This is a genomic window from Leclercia sp. GLN_9, assembly GCF_043105735.1.
GTDB classification, from domain to species: domain Bacteria; phylum Pseudomonadota; class Gammaproteobacteria; order Enterobacterales; family Enterobacteriaceae; genus Enterobacter; species Enterobacter adecarboxylatus.
In genome coordinates this window covers 708,208-732,980 of the sequence record NZ_JBICLV010000017.1, presented here as the reverse complement: position 1 = coordinate 732,980, position 24,773 = coordinate 708,208, and the positions used below count along the sequence as shown (strand labels likewise).

Below are 24,773 nucleotides of genomic sequence, written 5' to 3'. Positions count from 1 at the left end.
AATAAATGATGTTTCTGGAGAAGTTATGAGTCAGCAGGATGCCGCTAAAGAGCAGGCCAATACCCGTAATAATCTGCGCGTGGTGTCAGTGTTCGCCGCCGCCGCGATCGGCATCGTTGGCGTGCTGGTGATCCTCTATGCCTGGCAGCTACCGCCCTTTACCCGCCACGTCCAGTTCACCGATAACGCCTACGTGCGCGGCCAGACCACCTTTATCAGCCCGCAGGTAAACGGCTATATCACCGAGGTCAAGGCGCAGGATTTTGAACAGGTGAAGAAAGGCGACCTGCTGCTGCAGATCGACGATCGTATCTACCGCCAGCGGGTGCACCAGGCCGAGGCGCAACTGGCGATGAAAATTGCCACCCTCAACAACAACCTGCAACAGCGTAAAAGCGCCGAAGCGGTGATCCAGCGTAACGAGGCGGCGCTGAAAAACGCCCGCGCGCAGAGCCAGAAAACCCAGGCCGACCTGAAGCGCGTGAAGGATCTGACCGCCGACGGCTCGCTGTCGATCCGTGAGCGGGATGCCGCCCTGGCGAGCGCCGCCCAGGGCAGCGCCAATATCGACCAGGCAAAAGCCACGCTGGAGATGTCGCGCCAGGATCTGCAAACCGCTATCGTCAATCGCGCCGCATTGGAGGCCGATGTCGAAAATGCCAGGGCGGCTCTCGAACTGGCGCAGATCGATCTGCAAAACACCCGCATCGTCGCCCCGCGCGATGGACAACTGGGACAGGTTACCGTGCGCTTGGGCGCGTATGTGACGGCCGGAACCCACCTCACCACCCTGGTGCCCCCGCAGCACTGGGTGATCGCCAATATTAAAGAGACCCAGCTGGCGAATCTGCGCGTCGGACAGCCGGTGAAATTCACCGTCGACGCCCTGAACGACAAAGCCTATGAGGGCCGGGTGCAGAGCATTTCCCCGGCCACCGGGGTGGAGTTCAGCGCCATTACCCCGGATAACGCCACGGGCAACTTCGTCAAGATCGCCCAGCGTATTCCGGTGCGCATCGAGGTGCTCGGAAACGCCGAAGAGGCGGCGCGGCTGCGCCCGGGGATGTCGGTACAGGTGACTATTGATACCCGGGAGGCAGAATGATACGCCGCCCGCTCACCGCCCTGCTGATGACCGCCGCCCTGAGCGCCTGCCAGTCGGTGGATGTCGCGCCGGCGAAGCCCACCCTCCAGATCCCCGCCCAGTGGCGCGCCAGCACCGGCCCCGCCAGCCCGGCAGAGCAGATGTGGTGGCGCAATTTTCATGACAGCCAGCTTAACGCCTACGTGGACCAGGCCCTGCGCAACAATAGCGATGTGCTCATTGCCCGGGAGCGAATCAACGAATATCAGGCGCGGGTATATGCCAGCGAGGGCAGCCTGTTTCCGACCCTGGATGCCGGTTTGAATGCCGGTCGCACCCGGTCCCAGTCTGCCGCCACCGGTTTACCCGTCTACGGCGCGCTGTACAAAGGCAGCCTGACGGCCAGCTATGATGTGGATCTCTGGGGCGTCAATCGCCGCACCGCCGATGCCGCAGAGGCGACACTCGAAGCGCAAAAAGCCGCCGCCGCCGCCGCGGATCTGACGGTGGCCTCCTCGGTGGCTTCAGGTTACGTCACCCTGCTGGCGCTGGACGAGCAGCTCAGGGTCACGCAATCGACGCTGAAGGCGCGGGAAGAGGCGTTTAAACTGGCGCAACGGCAGTATCAGACCGGCTACAGTTCGCGCCTGGAGCTGATGCAGTCCGACTCAGAGCTGCGCTCGACGCGGGCGCAGATCCCGCAGGTGCAGAATCAGATTGCCCGCCAGGAGAATGCATTAACCCTGCTGCTGGGGGGTAACCCTGGCGCGATTGCCCGCAATGCGGATTTCGACACCCTGACACCGCTGCGCCTGCCGTCGCAGCTGCCTTCCTCGCTCCTTAATCGCCGCCCGGATATCGTGCAGGCGGAACGCCAACTGATTGCCGCCGATGCCTCGCTCGCGTCCGCGCGCGCCAGCCTGCTGCCGTCGATCAACCTGACCGCGACCGGATCGATCCAGGATCGCACCCTGCCCGGCCTGCTGGACAACCCACTGGAGCTATGGAGCATCGGCGGCAGTATTCTGGCCCCGCTGCTGAACCGCCAGGCGCTGAACGCCCAGGTGGATATCGGCCAGTCGCAGCGTAACCAGGCGCTTTATAGCTATGAAAAAACCGTGCGCAACGCCTTTAAAGAGGTGAACGACAGTCTCGACGCCATCACCCGTTACGGCGAGCAGTTGACCGAGTTAGTGGCCCAGCAGGAGGTCGCACAGGAGACATTGCGTATCGCGCAGAACCGCTATAACAACGGTTATTCGTCCTATCTGGACGTGCTGGACGCCCAGCGCACACTGTTCTCGGTGCAGACCAGTGTGGTGCAGGCGAAAAACAATCTGCTGCTGGCGCAGATCGATTTGTATAAAGCGCTGGGCGGAGGATGGTCGGCATCGTAAACGCCGGGCGATGTGCGGCCTGATGTCCTCACCCCGGCCCTCTCTCACAGGGAGAGGGAGAAAACATTCGTAGGCCCGCGCAAGCGTAACGCCGCCGGGTAACGCTCTCACTAAGGGGTCAATCTATGCAACAACAGTGGTCTGCCGTAGATAATTACATGATTTCCGAGCTTATTCCGCAGGATGAGGTGCTCCAGCAGGTGCTGGAAAATAACCAGCGCGCCGGTTTACCGGCCCACGATGTCGCCGCCAATCAGGGCCAGCTGCTGGCGCTGTTTGTGCGTATGACTCAGGCCCGGCGCATTCTGGAAATTGGCACCCTGGGGGCCTACAGCAGCATCTGGATGGCGCGCGCCCTGCCGCCGGACGGGCAGCTGATCACCCTTGAGGCCGATCCGGTACATGCTAAGGTGGCGCGCCAGAACATCCATCTGGCGGGTCTGGATCAGCGCATCGAGCTGATCGAAGGCCCGGCGCTGCTCTCCCTTGAACATTTCGGCGACACGCCGCCTTTTGATCTGATCTTTATTGACGCCGACAAACCCAATAACCCGGGCTATCTGGAGTGGGCGCTGCACTACTCCCGCCCCGGGACGCTTATCATCGGCGATAACGTGGTGCGTGACGGGGAAGTGATTAACGGCCAGAGCGAAGATGCTCGCGTACACGGCGTGCGGCGGTTTATCGAGATGATCGGGGAGAACCCGCGCCTGACCGCGACGGCGTTGCAGACGGTGGGCATAAAGGGGTGGGATGGATTTACGCTGGCGATGGTGAACGGTTAAACCCCGTCGGGCGGCGCTACGCTTGCCCGACCCAGGGTCCGGTGTTCTCCCTCGCCCCTTTGATATGCTTGCCCGACTCAGGGTCCGGTGTTCTCCCTCGCCCCTTTGGTATGCTTGCCCGACCCAGGGTCCGGTGTTCTCCCCCGCCCCTTTGGTATGCTTGCCCAACCTACAGTCCGGTGCTCTCCCTCACCCCTTTGGTATGCTTGCCCGACCCAGGGTCCGGTGTTGTCCCTCGCCCCTTTGGTATGCTTGCCCGACCTGCGGTCCGGTGTTCTCCCTCGCCCCTTTGGGGAGAGGGCTGGGGTGAGGGGAACATAGCGCACGCACGCTACGCCGAAATCTGCTCCATCGCCTGCAAGATACGCTTGTCGGAGATCGGGTATGGTGTCCCCAGCTGCTGCGCGAAGAAGCTGACACGCAGCTCTTCGATCATCCAGCGGATCTCCTGGACATCTTCGTCATCGCGGCGGGCAGGTGGCAGCTTGTTCAGCCACTGCTGCCAGCGCTGCTGCACCGCTTCTACCTTCAGCATCTGCGCCCGGTCACGGTGCGGATCGATGGCCATTTTCTCAAGACGTTTTTCAATCGCCTGCAAGTAGCGCAGCGTATCCCCCAGACGCTTGTAGCCGTTCCCGGTGACAAACCCGCGATAGACCAGCCCGGCCATCTGGGCCTTCACGTCCGACAGCCCCAGCGCCATGGTCATATCCACCCGCCCTTTGAGGCGTTTGTTGATATTGAACACCGCGGTGAGGATCTGCTCGACCTGTTTCGCAATGTTCACCACCGTCTCGTTAAGCTCGGCGCGCACTTTTTCGTGCAGCTTCGCAAAGCCCTCTTCTGTCCACACCGGGCCACCCGCGGCGTTGATCAGCTGATCCACGCCGCAGGAGATGCAGTCGTCGATCAGATCCAGCACCTTGCCGTAAGGGTTAAAGTACAGCCCCAGCTTGGCTTTGTTCGGCAACTTCTCGTGCAGATACTTGATCGGCGACGGGATGTTCAACAGCAGCAAGCGGCGCAGCCCGCGCCACATCGCCTGCTGCTGCTCCTGCGGATTATCAAACAGCTTGATTGCCACGCTGTCGCGCTCGTCCACCAGCGCCGGCCAGGCTTTCACCTTGTAGTTGCCGCGCTTCTGCTCGTAGCTTTCCGGAAGTTGACCGAAGCTCCAGATATGCAGCCCGCTCTGCTCGATACCGTCGTCGGCCACAGCAGATAAGGTCTCCTGCACTTTCCCTTTCAGGGCATCTTTCAGTTCGGTAAGGGAACGGCCTTCCTGCAGCTTTTTGTTCTTCTCGTCCACCACCCGGAAGCTGATTTTCAGGTGATCGGGCACCTGATCCCAGTGCCAGTCTTCACGGTCTATGGTGACACCGGTCATCCGGCGCAGCTCGCGCTCCAGCGAATCCAGCAGCGGCAGCTCCAGCGGCGTCGCGCGACCTAAAAACGCCTCGGCGTAGTTCGGCGCAGGGACAAAATTGCGGCGCACCGGCTTCGGCAGCGATTTAATCAGGGCGATAACCAGCTCGCGGCGCAGTCCGGGGATTTGCCACTCAAACCCGCTCTCTTCCACCTGGTTGAGCAACGGCAGCGGGATATGGACGGTCACGCCGTCGGCATCGGTGCCCGGCTCAAACTGGTAGCTCAGACGGAGCTTGAGGTTGCCCTGATGCCAGAAATTCGGGTAATCGAGCTTGCTGACCTGCTCCGCCCCCTCTTTGATCAACATGCTCTTTTCAAAGTTGAGCAGATCCGGGGTTTCACGGCTGACCTTTTTCCACCAGCTGTCGAAATGGCGGGCCGACACCACATCATGGCTGATGCGCTGGTCGTAAAATTCAAACAGCGTTTCGTCATCCACCAGGATGTCGCGCCGACGGGTTTTGTGCTCCAGCTCTTCCACTTCGCTGCGCAGCTTCAGGTTCTCCCGGAAGAAGGCGTGACGGGTTTGCCAGTCGCCCTCCACCAGCGCATGACGGATAAACAGCTCACGGCTGAGGGCCGGATCGATCTGGCTGTAGTTGACCTTACGCGCGGCCACCACTGGCAGGCCGTAAACGGTGACCTTTTCGGTCGCCATTACTGCGCCCTGCGCCCGCTCCCAGTGCGGTTCGCTGTACGAACGTTTCAGCAGATGCTGCGCCACCGGCTCCACCCATTCCGGGTCGATACGCGCGGCAATGCGGCCCCACAGGCGGCTGGTCTCCACCAGCTCGGCAACCATCGTCCACTTCGGCGGCTTCTTGAACAGCCCGGAGCCCGGGAAGATGGAGAAACGGGCGTTACGCGCGCCGGTAAATTCCTGTTTATCAGCATCTTTCATCCCGATATGCGACAGCAGACCGGTCAGCAGCGCGATGTGAATTTCGCGGTACTCTGCCGGTTCGCTGTTCACCGGAATGCCCAGCTCCTTCACCACCTGACGCAGTTGGGTGTAGATATCCTGCCACTCGCGCACCCGCAGGTAGTTCAGGAAATCCAGCTTGCACTGGCGACGGAACTGGTTCGATGACAGCGCTTTCTGCTGTTCGCCGATATAGTTCCACAGGTTTACAAAGGCGAGGAAATCGGACTCTTTATCGTGGAAACGGCGATGTTTTTCGTCGGAGGCCTGCTGTTTGTCCATCGGACGCTCACGCGGATCCTGAATGGAGAGCGCCGAGGTGATGATCATCGCCTCACGCACGCAGCCGTGTTTTTGCGCCTCCAGCACCATTCGCGCCAGACGCGGATCCACCGGCAGTTGGCTGAGCTGACGGCCCTGCGGCGTCAGTTTGTAGGCCGTGGCCTGTTCGTCGGTCGTGATCGCCCCCAGCTCTTCCAGCAGGCGCACACCGTCCTGAATATTACGTTTATCCGGCGCTTCGACGAACGGGAAGGCGGCGATATCACCCAACCCGAGGGCGGTCATCTGCAGAATGACCGACGCCAGGTTGGTACGCAGAATTTCGGGGTCGGTAAATTCCGGGCGCGACAGGAAATCGTCTTCTGAATAGAGACGAATACAGATCCCTTCCGAAACACGCCCGCAGCGACCTTTACGCTGGTTGGCCGAGGCCTGTGACACCGGCTCAATCGGCAGACGCTGCACCTTGGTGCGGTAACTGTAGCGGCTGATACGCGCCGTGCCGGGGTCAATCACATATTTAATACCCGGCACGGTGAGGGAGGTTTCCGCCACGTTGGTCGCCAGCACGATGCGGCGGCCGCTGTGGGACTGGAAGACGCGGTTTTGCTCGCTGTTGGACAGACGCGCATACAGCGGCAAAATTTCGGTGTGGCGCAGGTCGCGCTTGCTGAGCGCGTCGGCGGTATCGCGGATTTCGCGCTCGCCGCTCATAAAGATCAGAATATCGCCCGGGCTTTCGTTGCCCAGCTCGTCTACGGCATCAAAAATGGCCTGCAGCTGATCGCGCTCGGTGTCGTCGGCGTCTTCCACCATCGGACGGTAGCGTACTTCTACCGGGTACGTGCGGCCTGAAACCTCAATAATTGGGGCATTATTAAAGTGGCGCGAAAAACGTTCCGGGTCGATGGTGGCCGAGGTGATGATGACTTTCAGATCCGGGCGACGCGGCAGCAACTCCCGCAGATACCCGAGCAGGAAGTCGATATTCAGGCTGCGCTCGTGCGCTTCATCGATGATGATGGTGTCGTACTGCATCAATAGCCGATCCTGCTGGATCTCGGCCAGCAGGATCCCGTCGGTCATCAGCTTGACCATGGTATTGTCGCTGACATGATCGCTGAAACGCACCTTATAGCCGATGCAGCCGCCCGGCTCGGTTTGCAGCTCTTCAGCAATACGGTTTGCCACCGTTCGCGCCGCCAGACGACGCGGCTGGGTATGGCCAATCAGGCCTTTTAGCCCGCGTCCCAGCTCCATACAAATTTTTGGCAGCTGGGTGGTTTTACCCGACCCGGTCTCCCCCGCCACAATCACCACCTGGTGGTCGCGTACGGCTTCGAGAATTTCCTGTTTCTTCTGGCTGACGGGCAGGTTTTCCGGGTAGGTGATCGCCGGACGCGCCGCTTCGCGCAGCACGACTTTACCCGCCGCCTGTTCGATCTCTTTTGCCATCTCCTGGTAGATGGCCTGTTGTGCATCAGGATTTTTAACCTTCTTAACCCCGTGCAGACGGCGGGCAAACCGCTGTTTGTCACGTAACATCAGCGCATCCAGCTGTTGCATCAGCATCGGAAAGGTTAATTTCTGTTGTTCTGTCATAGCGTTAACGGGCAGTGCACTGCCGGATAAAATCTCTTTTTAATGATTGCTATAGAGTACCACATCGCCGGTTTTTACGCCTTATTCAAAAAATTCGAACATAGGCTTCGATATATTGCGCTATCCCTGCGACAGGATTGTGAATAGAGTGTCAACAAGCAACGGGGCAAGCCCCCTCATCAAATACAACAAAGGAATCACCCATGAGCAAAGTATTAGTTCTTAAATCCAGTATTCTGGCAGGGTACTCTCAGTCTGGTCAGCTGTCTGATTATTTCGTTGAACAGTGGCGTGAACAGCACAGCGGTGACGAAATCACCGTCCGCGATCTGGCCGCTCAGCCAATCCCGGTACTGGATGGTGAACTGGTTGGTGCCCTGCGTCCGAGCGATGCGCCACTGACTCCACGTCAGCAGGAAGCGCTGGCACTGTCTGATGAGCTGATTGCCGAGCTGCAGGCGCACGACGTGATCGTGATTAACGCCCCGATGTATAACTTCAACATCCCGACGCAGCTGAAAAACTACTTCGACCTGGTGGCGCGCGCTGGCGTAACCTTCCGTTACACCGAAAAAGGCCCTGAAGGTCTGGTCACCGGTAAACGTGCGATCGTGCTGACAAGCCGTGGCGGTATTCACAAAGATACCCCAACCGACCTGATTGCCCCGTACCTGTCCGTGTTCCTGGGCTTTATCGGCATCACCGATGTGAACTTTGTGTTTGCTGAAGGTATCGCTTACGGCCCTGAAGTGGCGACCAAAGCGCAGAACGATGCGAAAGCTGCCATCGACAGCCTGGTAGCGGCATAAGATTTCGCCCTCTCACCGCCCGGTGGGAGGGTTTTTGTTTTTTAGCTCTGGCCACTCTTTTTCCAGGGTAGCAATATTCTTCCCGTCCCGGCATTCAACATCAAACCTGTCAACCGACAGCAGGATCAGCTTCAGACCACGCCCGCTTTCCGCCAGCAGCGCATCATCATCAAACGTCTCTTTACGTGCCGCAACAAGGCGTTCTGAAGGAAAGATCGCGCCCGCGTCGGTAAACCGCAGGCGCACGCCCGCGTCGGTGGTGATAAATTCCACCCTGAAAAGGCTGCGCGCATCCTCGTGCAGCGCATAGCGAATAATATTGGTCGCCGTCTCACAGACGGCGAGATCGAGCGCAAAGCGCCACCCCTCATCGACAGGCAGCGAAGCAAGCTGGTGTGCCAGCCACTCCGCCAGCGGCGAGAGCGAGGTTAACGCGGCCGGTAGCGCGATATCGTTAGCCACGGACATATCACGGATTCAGCTGCGCAAGCGCCGCGGCGCGATCCGGGCAGATGCGGAAAATGCGGTCCATCCGGGTCAGGGTAAACATATTGCGGATCCCCGGGTTCAGGGCGCACAGCACCATGTCGCCTTTACCGTTCATCATTTTCAGCAGAGACACCAGCATTCCCAGCCCGCTGCTGTCGATAAAATCAATTTTACTGAAGTCGATAATCAGGGCTTTGCGATCCTCGCCTGTCTCGCGGATGATGGCCTCCTTAAAAACCGCTGCCACCGAGGCATCCAGCCTGCGCACCGCGGGGGTCATAATGTTCACGTTGGGCTGCCGCTCTGTATCAATATTCATGGTTCTTCTCCTGTACGCTCAATCACTAAAAGTGAGACATCATCAGCCATCGCCAGCGGTTCTTTATTATCCCCACTGCGCCAGTGAACAAGATGCCGGGCAAACTGCGGCAGGAGTTCGTTCAGCGTGAGGCCCGCGCCCGCCTGTAGCGACGCCTGGAGCCGCATCTGACCAAATTGTTCACCGACGAGGTTTTCGCATTCGGTAATACCATCGCTGAACAGGCAGAGCCGCTCACCGGCCGACAGCGAGAAGTTAACATCCGTCCAGCAGAGATCCGGCATCAGCCCTACCGGCGCGCCGCCGTTGCCGACTGTCCTCGCCTCGCCCTCCGGCGTGACGATAAAGGGAGTGGGATGACCGGCCTGGCACAGCCTGCCCTCGCCCGTCGCGAGATCGATAACACCGTAAATCATGGTGAAATAGCTCACGATCTCCACCTCGTCGCTGCAAAAACGACCGTTGAGGATCCGCACCACTTCGGCGGGAGATGCCACCTCGTTGTCAGCGGTAAAGAGAAAACGCTCCACCGCCCTGCCGTGCAAAAACTGGCGGGCCACAGCGAGGGACATCATCGCCGCGCCGACGCCGTGGCCGGAGACATCCACGCAGTAGAACCCCAGATGGTTATCCAGCGGGAAGACGTTAAAAATATCGCCGGAAACCCAGGCCGACGGCAGAAAGATCCAGTCGGAGAAGTAGTCCTGGTGACGCTGCTGGTGTGCAGGCAAGACTGACTGCTGAATACGCGCGGCGACCTCCAGATCCTGTTCAATCTGACGCAGGGCCTCACTCAGACGTGCGTTGCGTGCGGCGAGAGTGGACTCCAGGGACAGCACTCGCGCCCCCGCGTGCAGCCGCGCCCGCAGCTCGCTCTGCTCCACGGGCTTACTGAGAAAATCATCCGCCCCGGCGTCAAACCCCAGCGTTAAATCGTCCGGCGCTTCGCGGGCGGTCAGCAGAATAACGTAAACATAGTGCCCAAACTGACGGCTGCGAATTTCCCGGCACAGGCTAAGGCCGTCCATCTCCGGCATCTCCCAGTCACTGATCACCAGACTGACCGGCTGGTTTGCCAGGATGTCCAGCGCGGCGACGCCGTTTTCCGCCTCGCTGACGGTATAGCCCCACTGGGCAAGCATCCGCGCAAGCAAACGACGGTAGACCGGCGAATCTTCAACAATCAGGACGTGCTGTGCTGACATAGCGCCCCCTAAAGCGGTAAGAACCAGACAAGGCTGACCGTGCCTTCACGAAACTTGCCGTTGCCGCTCTCGTGGCCGGGATAACGGGTGCCAGAGTAATTGGCATACTGAACGGAGAAGGAGCCGGGTGTATACCCTGCGTAGCCAAAGCTGTAGCTGTAGTCGCCGTTCCAGGGCTGCTGCTGGCTGCTGTCCGGGTACCAGAAGGCCGTGGCGCGCACAAAGAAATGTTGCTTAAAGGTGTACCCACACCCGCCCAGCATCACATTCTTATTGCTGCGGATATCATTGCTTTCAAGGTCGTAATAGCGCGGCACCCAGCTGTAGCCCACCTGGCAGATGATGGAATCACCTTTGTTAATCAGCAGGCTGTTTTCCAGGGGCTTCGGCAGCGAGAACTTATAGGCCAGGGTCACGGCCCCCTGTTCAAAGTAGGTGTGGCGCTGGTTCCCGGACGTCCAGAAACGGTTATCGCCGTAGTTACTGTAAACCAGACTCAGGGTGTTGGCGTGCCAGTCATCGTAGCCAAAGCTGTAGCGGAAATCGGCCGTATAGCGACTGGTATCGGTGACTGGCAGACGCGATGTCACATTGGCAAACCAGTAGCTGTAGGGGGAATATTGCAGGCTGAGGTTCAGCGTCTGGTTATATTTGCGCTTTTGCTCTGCGCTGTCAGAGCTGTTGGGGATGGACATCCACTGCTCTTTTAAACCCGAGCTAAAGCTCAGGGCACCGGAAAACACATCGTCATTACCGGAGAAAAGCCGTCCCCAGCGGCTGGTGAAAACCCCTGCCTGCACCGGCTCGCCGTTCTTGTCGCGCAGCGGCTCCTCACCCTCTTTCTGAGCGGCCTGTGCCCCCGCAGCGGCGCATAACAGCACGCAGGCCAGTAGATATTTCTCCCGCATTTGCCCTTCCTTAGTTAGGTATCCAGCGTGCGGCGACGTTATATTTCGCCAGTAACCACAGTACGCCCAGTGCTGTCGCGTGAACGAGGGTGTTCACCATCCAGTCCTGACGCCAGAGATCGAAGGTCACGAACTGGCTTACCGCGAGCACGACGTAAACATGCAAAATAAAGGTATAAAGTGAGCGCTGGCCGAGCGGGATCAGAAACCAGCCTGCCAGCCGGTACAGGGGCTGCCAGCACCATGTCAGCAGCAGATAGACCGTCACCATCAGGCAGATATCGTTAAGCACGCGTATCGGCCCGAGACCGTTCTTCGCCGCCCAGGTGTGGTAAAAGGCATTAAACTCCGCCGGCGGGATAACGTGCATCAGGAGCGCGGGCGGCATAAAGGGGTTGGTATGGTTCTGGGCGACAAAGCCGAGGACGAGCGCAACGATCACCAGCGCCACCACCACCACTTTGCCCGGGGAGGTGCGGGCGAAGGAGATGAGTTCCTCTTTGTACCAGCCGCTCGCCATGCCCAGCACAAAAATAAATTGCCAGGCCAACAGCGGGAACGCGAATTCGAACTCAGAGGGCGTGACACGCACCGGCCAACGCTGCCAGCAGCCATAAACCAGCAGTGAAAGACCCAGCAGCCAGTAGACGTGTCCCCTTTGCAGCATCCCTAAAAACAGGGGGCTTAACAGCAGAAGAAAAATATAGAGGCCGAGGATTTGTGTCTGATGGGGACCGATTTGCAGGTACAGAATAATGTTAAACCAGGTCTCTTTTATTTGCGGCGTAACCGGATAGAGCGACCAACTGGTACCTGAAAAACGATCGGTAAAATGGGTCACTTCAAAAACATCAATAAAGGGCAAATACCCCAATAACAGAAAGGATACAATGATAATAATATTAACCCGGTATATTTTCCATGCTCTGAGATAAAGCCCCCATGAAATAGTGAGTAAGACCGCTTTCTGTAATCGGGCGCGATTTAACATGCCTAGCATAAATCCGGAAAGAATAACAAAGCCTTCGGCACCGGTCGTCAGGCCAAAACGTTCCCAGGTAAATATATTAAATATCGACATCACTTCCGTATGCGCGACCACCATCATCACCAGCGCAATGCCACGCATAAAATCAATACGCAGATCGCGATTCCCTGCCAGAGAATAACGCCATGTCATTGATAATATGCCTTTATTCTGCGTTAACGCAGGCGCAATCTGGCTCATAGGGAGTCCTGTTCATGATCCTGAAAAAGCGTCGTGCCAATTATTTAGATAGCGTAAATGTATTCATCTGGCAATTATTGCGGCGCGCTGAATAAAGCTTATTAATAATTAACCTTCATTTAAGCCACCCTAAACTGTTGCAATTTCCCCTGCTGGAATAATTTTTTCCGCGTTCTACACTTACCTTAAATTTTGTTTTTGTGGACGTTATTTTACGTGGCGCTCTGATCGTCGGTAGCAGGCCTTTAATTAATCGTCATCGTGGAATCAGGATATCCTTCGCTATGGATTTTTATTTTTCCCGTTTTGAACATCGCAAGCCGCCTGAACCGCTAAAGACACCGCGCTGGGTAATGATGACCTGGCAGGTATTAGCGGTTGCCGCACTGATTCTTGGGGCCAATTATATTTACTGGCGCTGGACCGCTTCGTTAAATACCGACGCACTCTGGTATGCCATTCCGCTGGTGCTGGCGGAAACCCTGGCCTGGATCGGCACGGTGCTGTTTACCATCAATCTGTGGAAGGAAGAAGATCCGCCGCAAAACCCGCCTCCGGGCGAAATTAACGACTGTCTGCGACCGGAGGATGCGGAAGCGTCGAGACCGATAAAGGTCGATCTCTTTATCGCCACCTATTCAGAAGACGTGGAGTTGGTCAGGCTCTCCATTCGCGACGCCATGAAAGTGGTCTACCCCGGGCCGCTGGATTTTAAGGTGCATGTGCTGGATGACGGCCGCCGCCCGGAGATGAAAGCCGTGTGCGAGGAAGAAGGCGCCAATTACATTACCCGTCAGACTAACATTGGCTTCAAGGCTGGCAACCTGCGTAACGGACTCGAGCAGACCGACGGCGACTTCCTGGTGATCTGCGATGCCGATACCCGCGTCTTCCCCACGCTGCTCAGCCACACGCTGGGCTATTTCCGTGACCCGGACGTGGCATGGGTTCAGACTCCTCAGTGGTTTTTCGACCTGCCGGAAGGGGAAAGTTTGCCGCGCTGGCTCGGTCGCAAGGTGGGCAAAGCGGGATACGGGCTGGGCTGGCTGGCCCAGAAATTCATCGGGCCGGTAACCGTCGGGCGTGACCCCTTTTTCAACGATCCGCGTATGTTTTATGACGTGATCTTACGCCGCCGTAACTGGGCCAACGCCGCCTTCTGCTGCGGCGCGGCCTCCATTCACCGGCGCGAGGCGGTGATGCAGGCGGCCCTGCGCAGCTACGTCTGGACCGTTGAAGAGGAGATCGACCGCCATACCCGGGACATCCGCGATCCCGCGATGCGTGAAACGCTACAGGACGCCATGCGTCCCCATGTGGCCTTCGATACCGAACTGACCCCCTATAAGTTTCACGTCTCCGAAGATATTTATACCTCCATCCTGCTGCACGGGGACGCCGCACGCCGCTGGCGCTCGGTAATGCACCCGCGTATCGAATCTAAAATGCTCTCCCCGCAGGATATGCTGACGTGGATGATCCAGCGTTTTAAATATGCCGCAGGGTCGCTGGATATTCTGTTCCACGACAATATTTTCAGCCGTCGCCGCTTTAAGCTCTCTTTGCCGCAGACGTTGATGTATGCCACCACCTTCTGGTCTTACATGGCCTGCGTATGGAATACCATTTTCCTGATTTCGCCCATTATCTATCTGTTCACCGGCATCCCCCCGGTGTCAGCCTGGTCTGAGCCGTTTTACCTGCATTTTTTGCCCTTTTTTATTATGTCCGAGCTGGCCTTTATGTTCGGTACCTGGGGGATTTCGGCCTGGGACGGCAGGGCTTCTTACCTCTCCTTCTTCTCCATGAACCTGCGGGCGCTGGATACCGTTCTGCGCGGGGAGCAGATCAAATTTCACGTCACCCCGAAAGAGCGCCAGACGGGCCGGTTTCTCTATCTTGTTAAACCGCAGATCGCCATCGTCGTGCTTACCCTGGCGGGGCTTATCTGGGGTGGGATTCAGGTGGCGCGTGGCCAGGTTGACGACCCTTCCGGCTACGTGATCAATATCTTCTGGGGTGCGGTGAATATCGCCGCCATGCTGCCCCTGATCCTCGCCGCCATGTGGACGCCAGCCGACGAGGAGGCGAGCCAATGAGCAAACGCGACGCGCTGCTGTCTGCCCGCAGCTATCTCACCATTTTGATCGGTTTTCTGCTGGGTTTCGCCATTGTCGTCTGGGTCGAGAAGCAGATGCCCACGCGTATTGAGAGCAGCGCGGGCATGACGTTAAGTCAGGATTTTCCGCCCCTGCCCACTTCGCGCGAGCTGACCTTTGACGAGGCGATCTGGGCGCGGGTGGCCTGGCAGTATTATGTCAACAATACCCAGCCGAACGGGCTGGCGAATGCACACGACGGCGAACCCTGGCTCAGTCTGTGGAGTACCGGAAGCTATCTGTTTGCCCTGGTGGCGGCAAAACAGCTCACCATTCTGACAACCGACGAATTTGACGAGCGGATCACCGCGGCGCTCTTTACTCTGGGGCGGCTACCGCTCAATGCCGAGGGGCTGCCCGCCGCCTATTACCACGCAGATTCCCTGGAAATTCTGGGTAAAGCGGACTCCTCCGCTATCGGGATGGGTCGCCTGCTTAACGCCCTGCAAACCCTGCTGTGGCGATACCCTCAGCATGCCGCCGGGGTACGCGATCTCTTTAACCAGTGGAAAGTGGGCGGCCTGGTCGCCAATAACACCGCCACCCAGGCCGCAGCCCCGCTTCACCACTGGGCGCTGGCCGTGGATGAACCGCGCAACAGCTTCGGCTATCGCCTGTATGCCAGCCACACGCTTCGGCTGATCGACAGCGCGGCGGGCCTGGCAGTCACCAACCCGCCGGAAGGGCAACAGATGATCGATATCGACGGCATCATGGTGCCTGACGAGGGACTGCGCACGCCCTGGGGACGACAACCCTCGCTGATTAGCCTTCCCTATCTCTTAACCGGCCTTGAGCTGGGCTTTGATGCCCAGAGCGCGGAGATTGCCTGGCGCATTATGCAGATCCAGCAGCGTCGGCACGGCCTTCGGGTCAGCAAGCCCCCCATCAGCACCGACTACGCCGAGCCTGCGCCCGATTACGTGAACGATCTGCCTGATCGTCAGCCGCTGCAAAATAGCGCCCTGCACGATGCCCCCCCGGAGCAGTTAGCGATCACCTCCACCCGCACCGCCTTTGCCTGGTATGCCCTGTTCCGCAACGGCTGGAGCGAAGCGCTGCGCCAGCAGGTCCAGAAGCTGCAGGTGCCCGGCAAGGGCTGGCAGCGTGGGCTTAACCCTGACAGCAGCGTCAACGACGTCGTTGACGCCGATACCAATGCCGTTGTTCTCGAAAGCCTGGCCTATATCGCCCGGGGCCAGATGCTCTGTCTGGCCTGTCTTGGGCCAATAACACCACCCACTTCTTCAGCAGGAGCTACGCCATGAAGCTGAAATCTTTACTCTATTTTCCTCTTCTGGCCGGGCTCATGGCGATCTGGCTTTCGCTCGCGGCGGCTGAAGCCGCGACCGGGCTGCCGGCTTCTGAGTACGAGCCTCGCAGCGGCGAACTCACCCCGAGAGAGATGGCGATTGCCAAAAATGCCTGGCAATATTTCGTCTCGAACTTTCAGCCCACCACCGGGCTGGTCAATGCGGTAAATAAATACCCCTCCACCACCATGTGGGACAGCGCCTCTTACATGGCCGCCATGACGGCGGCGCGGGAGCTGGGGATTATTGATAAAGCCGAGTTTGACCGCAGGATGCTGAAGTTACTCGCCACCCTGAACAAGCTTGATCTCTTCCGTAACGAGCTGCCCGACAAGGCCTATAACACCATTTCAGGGCAGAAGGTGAACTACCAGAACAAGCCCGGCGAGATTGGGTTTTCGGCGCTGGACATCGGCAGGATGCTGGTCTGGCTGAAGGTGATAAAAGAGCGCTATCCCGAGTACAGCAACAGCATCGATAACGTGGTGTTGGGATGGGATTTTAGCCACGCGGTGGATCCCTGCGGCACCTTGTACGGTGCCTATCTGGAAAACGGCCAGCCGAAATACGTGCAGGAGGGGCGTCTGGGGTATGAGGAGTACGGCGCGGCGGGCTTTGCCCTGTGGGGGTTCAGTACCTGTCAGTCCAGCCGTCCCCAGCCCTATGAACTGGCGGAAATTTACTGCGTGATGGTGCCCTATGATTCCCGCGATCCGCGTCAAACCAGCCAGCATAACTATGTGGTGAGCGAATCTTACGTCCTGTACGGCATGGAGTTTGGTTTTGATAATCCGACAGACCGCAATAACAGCCCGCGCGATTACTCCCATCCGTGGATGAAGAACTTCGCCGACCGGGTATACCAGGCCCAGGAGAACCGCTACGCCATCACCGGTATACTAACCGCCCGCTCTGAGCACCAGCTCGATAAATCCCCCTACTTCGTTTATGACACCGTCTTCAGCGACGGTTTTAACTGGAACACCATTACCGACAAAGGTCAGTTCGTTCCGAATACCGCCGCCGTATCGCTGAAAGCCGCCCTGGGCATGTGGGTTCTCTGGGATTCGCCTTATACCGATCGCCTGCTGGACACCATCGAAAACGCCAATGAGGAAGGGAAAGGCTATTACGAGGGCCTGTACGAAAACGGCGACGGCCCGATCAAGGAGTTCACGGCCAATAACAACGGCATCATGCTGGAAGCGCTGTTGTTCAAAAAAGAGGGCAAATTGCTGCGCTTCAACACCGACAATCCCAAAAACCGCGATTTCGCCCCCTCCCTGTGGGACAAAAAGCTGGTGGATCTTTTTGAGCCGAATAACACTCCGCGCAACCGTCCTTTCCTGAACAGCACGCCAGCCGTCAAAACCTGGTGTGAACAGACCGGGACCACGCAGCGCACCAGACCGGCCTGTCAGGCCTGCCAGTGCGCCACCTGCAACGCGGATGAACCCGTTAAACTGCCGCCGGTGACCGCGCAATGCTTAAAACCCTAGCTCGCTGGCTGGCCGTCGCCGCTCTCGTTCTGCTTATCGCCTTCGCCCTGTTCAGTCGGGAAGGCGCCGGGTGGCGCTGGCTGACCAAAGGCGGCTGGCACTCCACCGCGCGCATAAGCAGTCTGTCGCCGCAGGAACAAGAGTGGGCGCGCATCGCCTGGCGCTATTTCGAGAATAACACCCAGCCGCAGACCGGGCTGGTCAACGGCAGCGACAAGCAGCCGCGCGTCACCCTGTGGCAGATGGGCGATACCCTGATTGCCCTGCTCGCCGCCCGGGAGCTGGATCTGGTCAAAGAAGCCGAGTTTGACGCCCGGCTGACGCGCCTGCTCGGCACCCTGAATCGCCTGACGCTCACCGATACCCGTACCCCGGGGCGGCTTTACTCCAGCCGGACGGCAACCCCCATCGACTTCAGCGGCAAACCGGTGAAAAGCGGCTGGTCAGCAAAAGATATGGCGCGTTTGATGCTGGCCCTGCGCCTCACCGCCGAGCGTGCCCCCCAGTATCGTGAGTACCTGGATAAAATTATCCTGCGCTGGAATTTCTGTCCGGTGATGGATAACGAGGGGGAGCTGCGATCCGCTTCGCTGCAGGACGGCAAGACGGTCGTGCGCGACGAGCTGCGGCTGGGTGAGAGCGAATACGCCGCCACGGCCTTTCACCTGTGGGGTTTTCCGGTGGGTAAAGCGCTTATCCCCCCTTCCCGCAACGTCATTATCTATCAGCGCAGCCTGGCCGTTGACGCCCGCGACCCGCGCACGACCTGGCAGCCTTCGCTGCTGAGCACCCTGCCCGCCATGCTGCCGGGGCTGGAGTTCGGCTGGCAACCGCCCGGCGTGCCCTCTGATGTGCAGAAGACGCTGCGCGAGCGGGCCGAAGGGGTATGGCTTAGCCAGAAAACGCGCTGGGAGCGTGACAAAGTGCTTACCGCACGCGCCGACTTCTATCTCGCCCAGGCTCCCTGGCACGTCGAAGACACCGTCTGGGGTAACGGTTATGCGTGGAACACCCTGGGAGACGACGGCCGGTATTATCCCCGGCTGGCTCAGGTCACCACCAAAGCGGTCTTTGTGCTCTGGACGCTGTGGGAGACCGAGTACACCGACGCTCTGATGGCGGTGACTACGCATCTTAACAACCCTGAACAGGGCTGGTTTGAGGGGCGCGTGGAGGCGACCGGGGACATTAACCCAACCCTGACCCTCTCCACGAACGCCATGGTGCTGGAAGCCCTGCTGTACAAACACAACGCCGGGCCGCTGTTTGAAAACGGTCTGGCGGATGACAACAGCTATTTCTCCCGCCGCACGACGGATCAATTCAACCCACCCGGTCTCTGTCTGCCGGGCGAAAAAGCCGTGAGGACCGCACCATGAAATTTTATCGCGATCTCTTCGAGGCAAGCCTGAACCGGGTGATACCCGAGCACGACAAAAAGCGCTTTTTCGATATCTTCTGGGACACCTTTAGCCATATGTCCCCCGAAACAGAGCAGCATTTCGCCCGGCGTCCGGGTAAAGAAGGCCAGCAGATGATCTTCAAAAGCTTTTTCGCCATGCTCACCGTTGATGGCGTGCTGTTCGTGCCGGACTTTCTTGAGCGCCTGGCACGGGAGCAGAGCGATGAAGGCCTGCGTCTGCCGCCGCGATTCTTCGCCATGTGGCGGGAGGCGATGCTCAACACCGTGCGCGCCTGCGATCCTCTCTGTGATGAGGAGATCATTACCGCCTGGGCGATGGCAATCGCGCCCGGTCTGGAGTATTTGCGTCGCCAGGCGGAGCTGCACTATCAGCCCGGAGGCGATTAGCTATGCAATCCACATCCCATTTCGACCTCAACGCGCTGCCCATGGGCGTGATGATCTACGATCCGGCCGAGTGCCTGCTGGCCTGGAATGACCAGATGACGCGCTTCTATCCGGTGATCGCTCCCTGGCTGACTGTTGGCGCAACGCTGGAGAGCCTGGCGGAGAAATTCATTGATGCTGGCTATAACATCGACCCCGGCCGCCGCCAGACGCTGCGCGAGGCGATTATTCGCAACTGCCGTCAGGCGAGCCATCGTGAAGTGCGGCATTCGGGCAAACGGCGGCTCTACGTGCAGCATCAGCGGCTGGCGGACGGCGGCATTGCCAGCCTGCATACGGACATTACCGAGCTTGATGAGGCGCAGCGCTCACGCCACCAGCTGCACGACGATTTTTTATTGACTGCGGAGTCGATCCAGATCGGCATCTGGGACTGGCAGGTCTCTCACGACAGCCTGCAGGTGAACGATACCCTGCTGGCCATGGTCGGTCAGTCGCGGGTGCAGTTGCACTATCCGCTGCGCTTTTTGCTTAACCTTGTCCACGAGGCGGATCGCGCCACCCTGCGCCAGGCGATGATCGCCTCTAAGCAAGACCATATGCCGGTGTTTGAGTGTGAGATCCGCGTCCAGCACCCGACTCAGGGCTGGCGCTGGATGTTGATCTCCGGCCAGGTAGTGACCCTCACTATTCAGCAGCAGGCTGAACGGGTGATCGGCACCCTACAGGATATTACCCGCCGCAAGGAGGCCGAGCTGCTGGCGATTGAGGCGGCAAAAGTGGCCCGCGAGGCAAACGAGGCGAAAAGCGCCTTTCTCGCCAACATGAGCCATGAGATCCGCACCCCGATGAACGGTATCCTGGGCATGACCCAGCTCTGTCTGGACACCCAGCTCAACCCGGAGCAGCGCGAATACCTCTCTCTGGTGATGAGCTCTGCCCAGTCGCTGCTGCATATTATCAATGACATTCTCGACTTTTCCCGCATTGAATCGGGCAAGATGTCGATGGACGAAGAGCCGCTGGAGATCCGCCCCTTCGTTCAGTCGCTGATCCGCCCGCACATGCCTGCCGCCAGCGAAAAAGGCATCGAGCTGCTGGTGGATATTTCGCCCGCGGTGCCGGAGGTGCTCATTGTGGATGGCCCCCGGCTACGTCAAATCCTCACCAACCTGCTGGGCAACGCCCTGAAGTTTACCCATCAGGGCGAGGTCCTGCTGGCGATTGAGCCCGGCAACGCCGAGAGGGAGTGGCGTTTTCGCATTCGCGACAGCGGTATCGGGATCCCACCTGAGAAGCAAAAGGCCATCTTCGAGGCCTTCAGCCAGGCCGACAGCTCCACCACCCGCCGCTATGGCGGTACCGGCCTGGGGCTGACCATCTCGGCCCGGCTGGTCAGTCTGATGGGCGGAGAGCTGACGGTGCAGAGCGAACCCGGAGCAGGCAGCGAGTTTGCCTTCACCCTGCCGCTGGAGAACCCGCAAACAGCGTCAGCAACGGGCACTCCCATGGCTCGCTTCAACGGCGAACGGGTGTTGGTCGTGGATGACAACAGCACTAACCTGCGCCTGCTTGATACCATGCTTCGCCAGATGGGCCTGACGCCAACCTGTGTGAACAACGCCGGGGAGGCGTTACGGCGGGTCGCCGAAGGTGCCCACTGGCCGCTGATCCTGCTGGATGCACAAATGCCGGACATGGACGGCGTTTCGCTGGCCCTTGAACTTTCGGTTCTGCAGCAGGCCAGTCAGAGTCATATCATCATGTTGAGTTCAATGAGCCGCCATTTTGATGCCAACATGCTTAAACGCATTGGCATCGCGCACTATCTGCACAAACCGGTTGCCCAGCGCGAACTCTACCAGACCATTACCCGTGTCCTTGCACCTGCCCCCCTTGCGGATCCGCCCCCTGTCCCAGTGGCTGCTCCCACACGCGCACAGGCCGAACTGCACATTCTGCTGGCCGAAGATAACCTGGTGAACCAGAAAGTCGCCAGACGCCTGCTGGAGCGGCTCGGTCACCAGTGCGAAGTGGTCAACAATGGCCGTGAGGCGCTGGCGCGCTGGCGCGAGCAGACCTGGGACGTGCTGCTTATCGACCTGCAAATGCCGGAGATGGACGGTGAAACCGCCATCCGGCTGCTGCGGGAAGAGACGGTAGCGCGTGGCCTTAGCCACCAGCCCGCCATTGCCATGACGGCTCACGCCATGCAGGGCGATAAGGAGCGCTGCCTGGCGATGGGTTTCGACGGCTATATCGCCAAGCCGGTGAGCCAGGAGGCGCTGCAGGATGAAATAGCCCGCGTCGGCCAGCCACAAGACCAGGGCATGCCAGACGAAGCGCGTCTGTTGAAACAGTGCGCCGACGATCCCAGCCTTGTTCAGGAGCTATTGGAACTGTTCGGCGAAGGACTCGACGAGGCGATAGCCGCCATCGTCCAGGCTATCGATAATGACGATCGTGAGGCTCTGCGCCGGGCGGCGCACCGGCTTCGCGGCGAAGCCGTCACCCTTGGTTTTACCGGCCTTACCGGGCTGCTCGAGGAGCTTGAGAGCCAGGCGGTGTCCCTGGACCAGACCAGACTTAGCCTGCTGCGCCGGGAGCTGACCGCTGAGGCCGGGCGCAGCGTCGCGTGGCTACGCCACAGAGCGCAGGAGGTAAAGCATGATCTCTAAACTTGGTCTGCTGCTGATGTTCAGCACGCCGCTGGCGCTGGCGAGCCAGCCGGTCACCTGGTCTCTGGCGGGGATGTGGCGGGTACATGACGCCAACGATACCGCCTTTAACGGGGCCAGCGCTTCTGACCAGGGCTGGCGTACGCTTCGGGTGCCTGCTAACTGGTACAGTGCCGGATACGATCATCAGGGTGCGCTGTGGTACCGGCACGAATTTACGCTGCCCGAACGTGCCCCGGATACCATGGCTACCCTGGTATTTGATGGCGTGGACTATTTTGCCGGGGTGACGCTTAACGGCAAAAATCTCGCCCGTCACGAGGGCTATTTCCAGCGATTCTCTGTGGATGTCACTGAGACGCTGCGCCGCCACAATCGGCTCGCCGTTCGGGTAGACAGCCCCCGGGAAGATCCCAAAACAATCTGGCCGCTGCACAAAACGCTGTTCAAAGGGATTCTTAACCAACACGACACTCGCCCTGGTGGTGCCTGGTCTGAGCAGGGTCAGGATGCTAACTCCGGCGGGATCTGGGCACCGGTGAAACTGCATCTGAGCCGCGGCGTCACCATCGACGACGTGATCCTCCGCCCGGACTGGCGCGAGGGGCTGGAAAACCCGGTGCTGCGCGCCGACATTCGCTACCGGGCGCAGACGCACGGGCCAGTGACCCTGCGCCTGTCGGCTGCGCCGGATAATTTTAACGGCCAGCGTATTCAGCAGGACTTTCCGGTAAACCTGACAAAGTCGGACGGTCAGGTCCAGACCCTGAGCGTCACGCTGCCGATGAAAGGTGCCAGGCTCTGGTGGCCGGCAGGCTATGGCAAGCCGAACCTGTACCGGATCCGCGCCACCCTGGTGGATGACCAGGGGGTAATGGACACCGCCGTCACCCGGACGGGTCTGCGCAAACTGGAGGAACAGCCGGATAACAAAGGCTGGCGAATCAATGACAGACGACTGTTTATTAAAGGCAGCAACTACATCGGTTCCCCCTGGCTCGGCACCATGACGCGGGATAAATATCGTCAGGATTTCGCGCTGGTGGAGAAGATGAACGCCAACGCGATCCGGGTTCACGGGCATGTGGCAGGCCGCGCGCTTTATGAGGTGGCCGACGAGATGGGGCTGATGATCTGGCAGGATGTCCCCCTCCAGTGGGGCTACGATAACAGCGTTGCATTTGCTGACAACGCGGTGCGTCAGACCCGCGACATGGTTGAACAGTTCGGTAATTCCCCGGCCATTATCGTCTGGGGCGGGCACAACGAGCCGCCCTGGAACTCGCCGTGGATGGAAAAACGCTTCCCCGACTGGAATAAAACCTTAAACCAGTCTCTGACAAAACGGGTAGGTGATACCCTGGCTGAAGATAGCTCCCGCATCGTGCATCGTTTTTCCGCTGTGGAGGAGCACTACTGGGCGGGGTGGTATTTCGGCACCATGCGCGATCTGCTCGCCCCCGCCAAAACCGGGATCATCACCGAGTTTGGTGCTCAGGCCCTGCCGCGCCTCTCAACCCTGAAAACCATTGTGCCTGCCCACCTTATGTGGCCGAAGAGTACAGCGGCAGACGATCCCGGCTGGACGCTCTGGAAGTACCATAATTTTCAGCCGTTCCAGACCTTTAAGTTCGCCAACATCCCGCGCGGGAAGAACATCCAGGAGATGATTGATAACACCCAGGCGTATCAGGCGGAGCTGGTGGCTATGGCGGCGGAGAGTTATCGTCGGCAGCGTTATCAGCCGGTGACCGCCCTCTTCCACTTTATGTTTGTCGAGACCTGGCCCTCGATCAACTGGGGCGTTGTGGATTATCTGCGCAAACCGAAAGCGGGCTATTACGCGCTGCAACAAGCCTATCAGCCGATCCTGCCCTCCATTGAACCCGTGACCGCCGTCTGGCGTCAGGGAAGCGAGGCGACGGTACGCCTGTGGGCAATCAACGATACCTGGTCTGCCTGCGAGGATTGCCGTCTTACGTGGCAGGTGAAGCAAAGTGGCCAACGTCTTGCTGAAGGTGAGACGGTCATGACTCTGCCGCCCGACTCAGGCAACAAGATAAAAGAGATTAACGTCACGCCGACCCGCGGCGAGCCTGTGACCATTGAGTATCGCATTGAAGATAAAGCGGGCAAGACGGTGGGTAAAAACCGGCGCGAAGAGCCTGTAGAGCCGCCGTCTACGGGGGAGTAAAGCGTCATCGTGTGGCAAACCCTCTTGTCTGAGAGGGTTCACACCTTCTGGTATGGACAGCGAGTTGACGAGACGCCTGCTCGCGACAAAAGCGGAACGTGAGATACTCGCTACAGCAAATGAAAAGGCCCCAGCAAATAATTGCCAGGGCCTTCAGGTTACGAACAAATTAATAATTAACATTCATCAACTTAATTACACACTACAACTTCAAAGATGTACGTATTCTCACAGGATTACCGTTTAAACCAGTTAACGCTACCTCCTCTGATAAGTATGTGAAATAACATCATTTCCTGTCGTGTACATCACCCACGCGATATATACTCTTGATGCGTTGCCTTAATTGCCTCGCGATATTCTTGACGCCATACTTACGTCCCCTAATCGCGGCTATTACTCTTTGAAACAAGGCCTTACATCATCGCGTGTACTTCCCCACTATGCGATCGTACTTATTTACTGCATGGCCTGAAAGCATGTTCTAACTGGTATTCACTTATTTACCAGGACCCAAACTACACAACTTCGTGGCCTTTATCGCATCTCGTTACTGCTTTATTACCGCACCGTGAAACCTTTATTTCGCTGTGGTGCTGAGTTCTAATTTACTCATTATAGATACAGAGTCAACACCCTAATTACGCACTGTTAGACTTTCT

Annotated in this window: 17 protein-coding genes; 11 read left to right on the top strand and 6 right to left on the bottom strand. The window is 58.7% G+C overall.

Going from position 1 to position 24,773, the window contains the following annotated elements:
* Positions 1–25: 25 nt before the first annotated feature.
* The 3 genes from ACF8PE_RS14300 (at position 26) to ACF8PE_RS14290 (ending at position 3,266) form a co-directional block, all read left to right on the top strand.
* Positions 26–1,105 carry an HlyD family secretion protein gene (locus tag ACF8PE_RS14300; protein WP_392495005.1) on the top strand — a complete coding sequence of 360 codons (1,080 nt, stop codon included), beginning with the start codon at positions 26–28 and terminating at the stop codon, positions 1,103–1,105.
* On the top strand, positions 1,102–2,481 hold the full coding sequence (locus tag ACF8PE_RS14295) for an efflux transporter outer membrane subunit (RefSeq protein WP_223610584.1): 1,380 nt from the start codon (positions 1,102–1,104) through the stop codon (positions 2,479–2,481). Before ACF8PE_RS14300 ends, ACF8PE_RS14295 begins: the two co-directional genes overlap by 4 nt.
* Positions 2,482–2,606: 125 nt before the next feature.
* Positions 2,607–3,266, top strand: coding sequence for an O-methyltransferase (locus ACF8PE_RS14290; RefSeq protein ID WP_392495004.1), 660 nt, complete (start codon positions 2,607–2,609; stop codon positions 3,264–3,266).
* A 331-nt stretch (positions 3,267–3,597) separates the two neighbouring features.
* On the opposite strand, the gene hrpA is transcribed toward ACF8PE_RS14290, so the two are convergent.
* The gene (gene hrpA, locus ACF8PE_RS14285) at positions 3,598–7,500 is read right to left on the bottom strand and encodes an ATP-dependent RNA helicase HrpA (protein WP_148569412.1); all 3,903 of its coding nucleotides are present in this window, start codon (positions 7,498–7,500) and stop codon (positions 3,598–3,600) included.
* 203 nt (positions 7,501–7,703) lie between these two features.
* Here hrpA and azoR point away from each other — a divergent pair, with 203 nt between their 5' ends.
* Complete coding sequence (gene azoR, locus ACF8PE_RS14280) at positions 7,704–8,309, top strand: FMN-dependent NADH-azoreductase (protein WP_032611010.1); 606 nt, start codon at positions 7,704–7,706, stop codon at positions 8,307–8,309.
* A gap of 12 nt (positions 8,310–8,321) precedes the next feature.
* Here azoR and ACF8PE_RS14275 read toward each other — a convergent pair whose 3' ends face one another.
* The 5 genes from ACF8PE_RS14275 to opgC are packed head-to-tail and all read right to left on the bottom strand — an operon-like array spanning position 8,322 to position 12,458.
* Positions 8,322–8,777, bottom strand: a complete 456-nt coding sequence (locus ACF8PE_RS14275) for an ATP-binding protein (RefSeq protein ID WP_151584839.1) — start codon at positions 8,775–8,777, stop codon at positions 8,322–8,324.
* A gap of 1 nt (position 8,778) precedes the next feature.
* Positions 8,779–9,117, bottom strand: coding sequence for an STAS domain-containing protein (locus ACF8PE_RS14270; RefSeq protein ID WP_032611013.1), 339 nt, complete (start codon positions 9,115–9,117; stop codon positions 8,779–8,781).
* On the bottom strand, positions 9,114–10,322 hold the full coding sequence (locus ACF8PE_RS14265; protein ID WP_392495003.1) for a PP2C family protein-serine/threonine phosphatase: 1,209 nt from the start codon (positions 10,320–10,322) through the stop codon (positions 9,114–9,116). The genes ACF8PE_RS14270 and ACF8PE_RS14265 overlap by 4 nt, the downstream gene beginning before the upstream one ends.
* An 8-nt stretch (positions 10,323–10,330) precedes the next feature.
* Entirely contained in the window at positions 10,331–11,230 is a 900-nt protein-coding gene (locus ACF8PE_RS14260; protein WP_032611015.1) for a hypothetical protein, read from the bottom strand.
* A gap of 10 nt (positions 11,231–11,240) precedes the next feature.
* Entirely contained in the window at positions 11,241–12,458 is a 1,218-nt protein-coding gene (gene opgC, locus ACF8PE_RS14255) for an OpgC domain-containing protein (protein ID WP_117385553.1), read from the bottom strand.
* A gap of 284 nt (positions 12,459–12,742) precedes the next feature.
* Here opgC and ACF8PE_RS14250 point away from each other — a divergent pair, with 284 nt between their 5' ends.
* From ACF8PE_RS14250 to ACF8PE_RS14220, 7 genes are read left to right on the top strand one after another with little or no spacing between them, the layout of a single operon-like run.
* Positions 12,743–14,557, top strand: coding sequence for a glycosyltransferase (locus ACF8PE_RS14250; protein ID WP_059307783.1), 1,815 nt, complete (start codon positions 12,743–12,745; stop codon positions 14,555–14,557).
* The gene (locus ACF8PE_RS14245; RefSeq protein WP_059349871.1) at positions 14,554–15,885 is read left to right on the top strand and encodes a DUF3131 domain-containing protein; all 1,332 of its coding nucleotides are present in this window, start codon (positions 14,554–14,556) and stop codon (positions 15,883–15,885) included. Before ACF8PE_RS14250 ends, ACF8PE_RS14245 begins: the two co-directional genes overlap by 4 nt.
* 41 nt (positions 15,886–15,926) lie before the next feature.
* Positions 15,927–17,429, top strand: a complete 1,503-nt coding sequence (locus ACF8PE_RS14240) for a DUF3131 domain-containing protein (protein ID WP_392495030.1) — start codon at positions 15,927–15,929, stop codon at positions 17,427–17,429.
* Positions 17,414–18,808: a DUF3131 domain-containing protein gene (locus tag ACF8PE_RS14235; protein ID WP_279866880.1), complete on the top strand. Its 1,395-nt coding sequence runs from the start codon at positions 17,414–17,416 to the stop codon at positions 18,806–18,808. The genes ACF8PE_RS14240 and ACF8PE_RS14235 overlap by 16 nt, the downstream gene beginning before the upstream one ends.
* The gene (locus tag ACF8PE_RS14230) at positions 18,805–19,239 is read left to right on the top strand and encodes a globin (protein ID WP_270735426.1); all 435 of its coding nucleotides are present in this window, start codon (positions 18,805–18,807) and stop codon (positions 19,237–19,239) included. The genes ACF8PE_RS14235 and ACF8PE_RS14230 overlap by 4 nt, the downstream gene beginning before the upstream one ends.
* 2 nt (positions 19,240–19,241) lie before the next feature.
* Positions 19,242–21,917: a response regulator gene (locus ACF8PE_RS14225; protein WP_392495002.1), complete on the top strand. Its 2,676-nt coding sequence runs from the start codon at positions 19,242–19,244 to the stop codon at positions 21,915–21,917.
* Positions 21,907–24,111, top strand: coding sequence for a sugar-binding domain-containing protein (locus ACF8PE_RS14220; RefSeq protein WP_117385548.1), 2,205 nt, complete (start codon positions 21,907–21,909; stop codon positions 24,109–24,111). Before ACF8PE_RS14225 ends, ACF8PE_RS14220 begins: the two co-directional genes overlap by 11 nt.
* The last annotated feature ends 662 nt before the right edge of the window (positions 24,112–24,773 follow it).

Excerpts from the sequence above, each read along its gene's own strand:
- opgC (WP_117385553.1), bottom strand. The coding sequence starts at position 12,458 with ATGAGCCAGATTGCGCCTGCGTTAACGCAGAATAAAGGCATATTATCA.
- azoR (WP_032611010.1), top strand. The coding sequence starts at position 7,704 with ATGAGCAAAGTATTAGTTCTTAAATCCAGTATTCTGGCAGGGTACTCT.
- hrpA (WP_148569412.1), bottom strand. The coding sequence starts at position 7,500 with ATGACAGAACAACAGAAATTAACCTTTCCGATGCTGATGCAACAGCTG.
- ACF8PE_RS14300 (WP_392495005.1), top strand. The coding sequence starts at position 26 with ATGAGTCAGCAGGATGCCGCTAAAGAGCAGGCCAATACCCGTAATAAT.
- ACF8PE_RS14225 (WP_392495002.1), top strand. The coding sequence starts at position 19,242 with ATGCAATCCACATCCCATTTCGACCTCAACGCGCTGCCCATGGGCGTG.
- ACF8PE_RS14275 (WP_151584839.1), bottom strand. The coding sequence starts at position 8,777 with ATGTCCGTGGCTAACGATATCGCGCTACCGGCCGCGTTAACCTCGCTC.
- ACF8PE_RS14230 (WP_270735426.1), top strand. The coding sequence starts at position 18,805 with ATGAAATTTTATCGCGATCTCTTCGAGGCAAGCCTGAACCGGGTGATA.
- ACF8PE_RS14290 (WP_392495004.1), top strand. The coding sequence starts at position 2,607 with ATGCAACAACAGTGGTCTGCCGTAGATAATTACATGATTTCCGAGCTT.
- ACF8PE_RS14235 (WP_279866880.1), top strand. The coding sequence starts at position 17,414 with ATGCTTAAAACCCTAGCTCGCTGGCTGGCCGTCGCCGCTCTCGTTCTG.
- ACF8PE_RS14265 (WP_392495003.1), bottom strand. The coding sequence starts at position 10,322 with ATGTCAGCACAGCACGTCCTGATTGTTGAAGATTCGCCGGTCTACCGT.
- ACF8PE_RS14260 (WP_032611015.1), bottom strand. The coding sequence starts at position 11,230 with ATGCGGGAGAAATATCTACTGGCCTGCGTGCTGTTATGCGCCGCTGCG.
- ACF8PE_RS14245 (WP_059349871.1), top strand. The coding sequence starts at position 14,554 with ATGAGCAAACGCGACGCGCTGCTGTCTGCCCGCAGCTATCTCACCATT.
- ACF8PE_RS14240 (WP_392495030.1), top strand. The coding sequence starts at position 15,927 with ATGGCGATCTGGCTTTCGCTCGCGGCGGCTGAAGCCGCGACCGGGCTG.
- ACF8PE_RS14250 (WP_059307783.1), top strand. The coding sequence starts at position 12,743 with ATGGATTTTTATTTTTCCCGTTTTGAACATCGCAAGCCGCCTGAACCG.
- ACF8PE_RS14220 (WP_117385548.1), top strand. The coding sequence starts at position 21,907 with ATGATCTCTAAACTTGGTCTGCTGCTGATGTTCAGCACGCCGCTGGCG.
- ACF8PE_RS14270 (WP_032611013.1), bottom strand. The coding sequence starts at position 9,117 with ATGAATATTGATACAGAGCGGCAGCCCAACGTGAACATTATGACCCCC.
- ACF8PE_RS14295 (WP_223610584.1), top strand. The coding sequence starts at position 1,102 with ATGATACGCCGCCCGCTCACCGCCCTGCTGATGACCGCCGCCCTGAGC.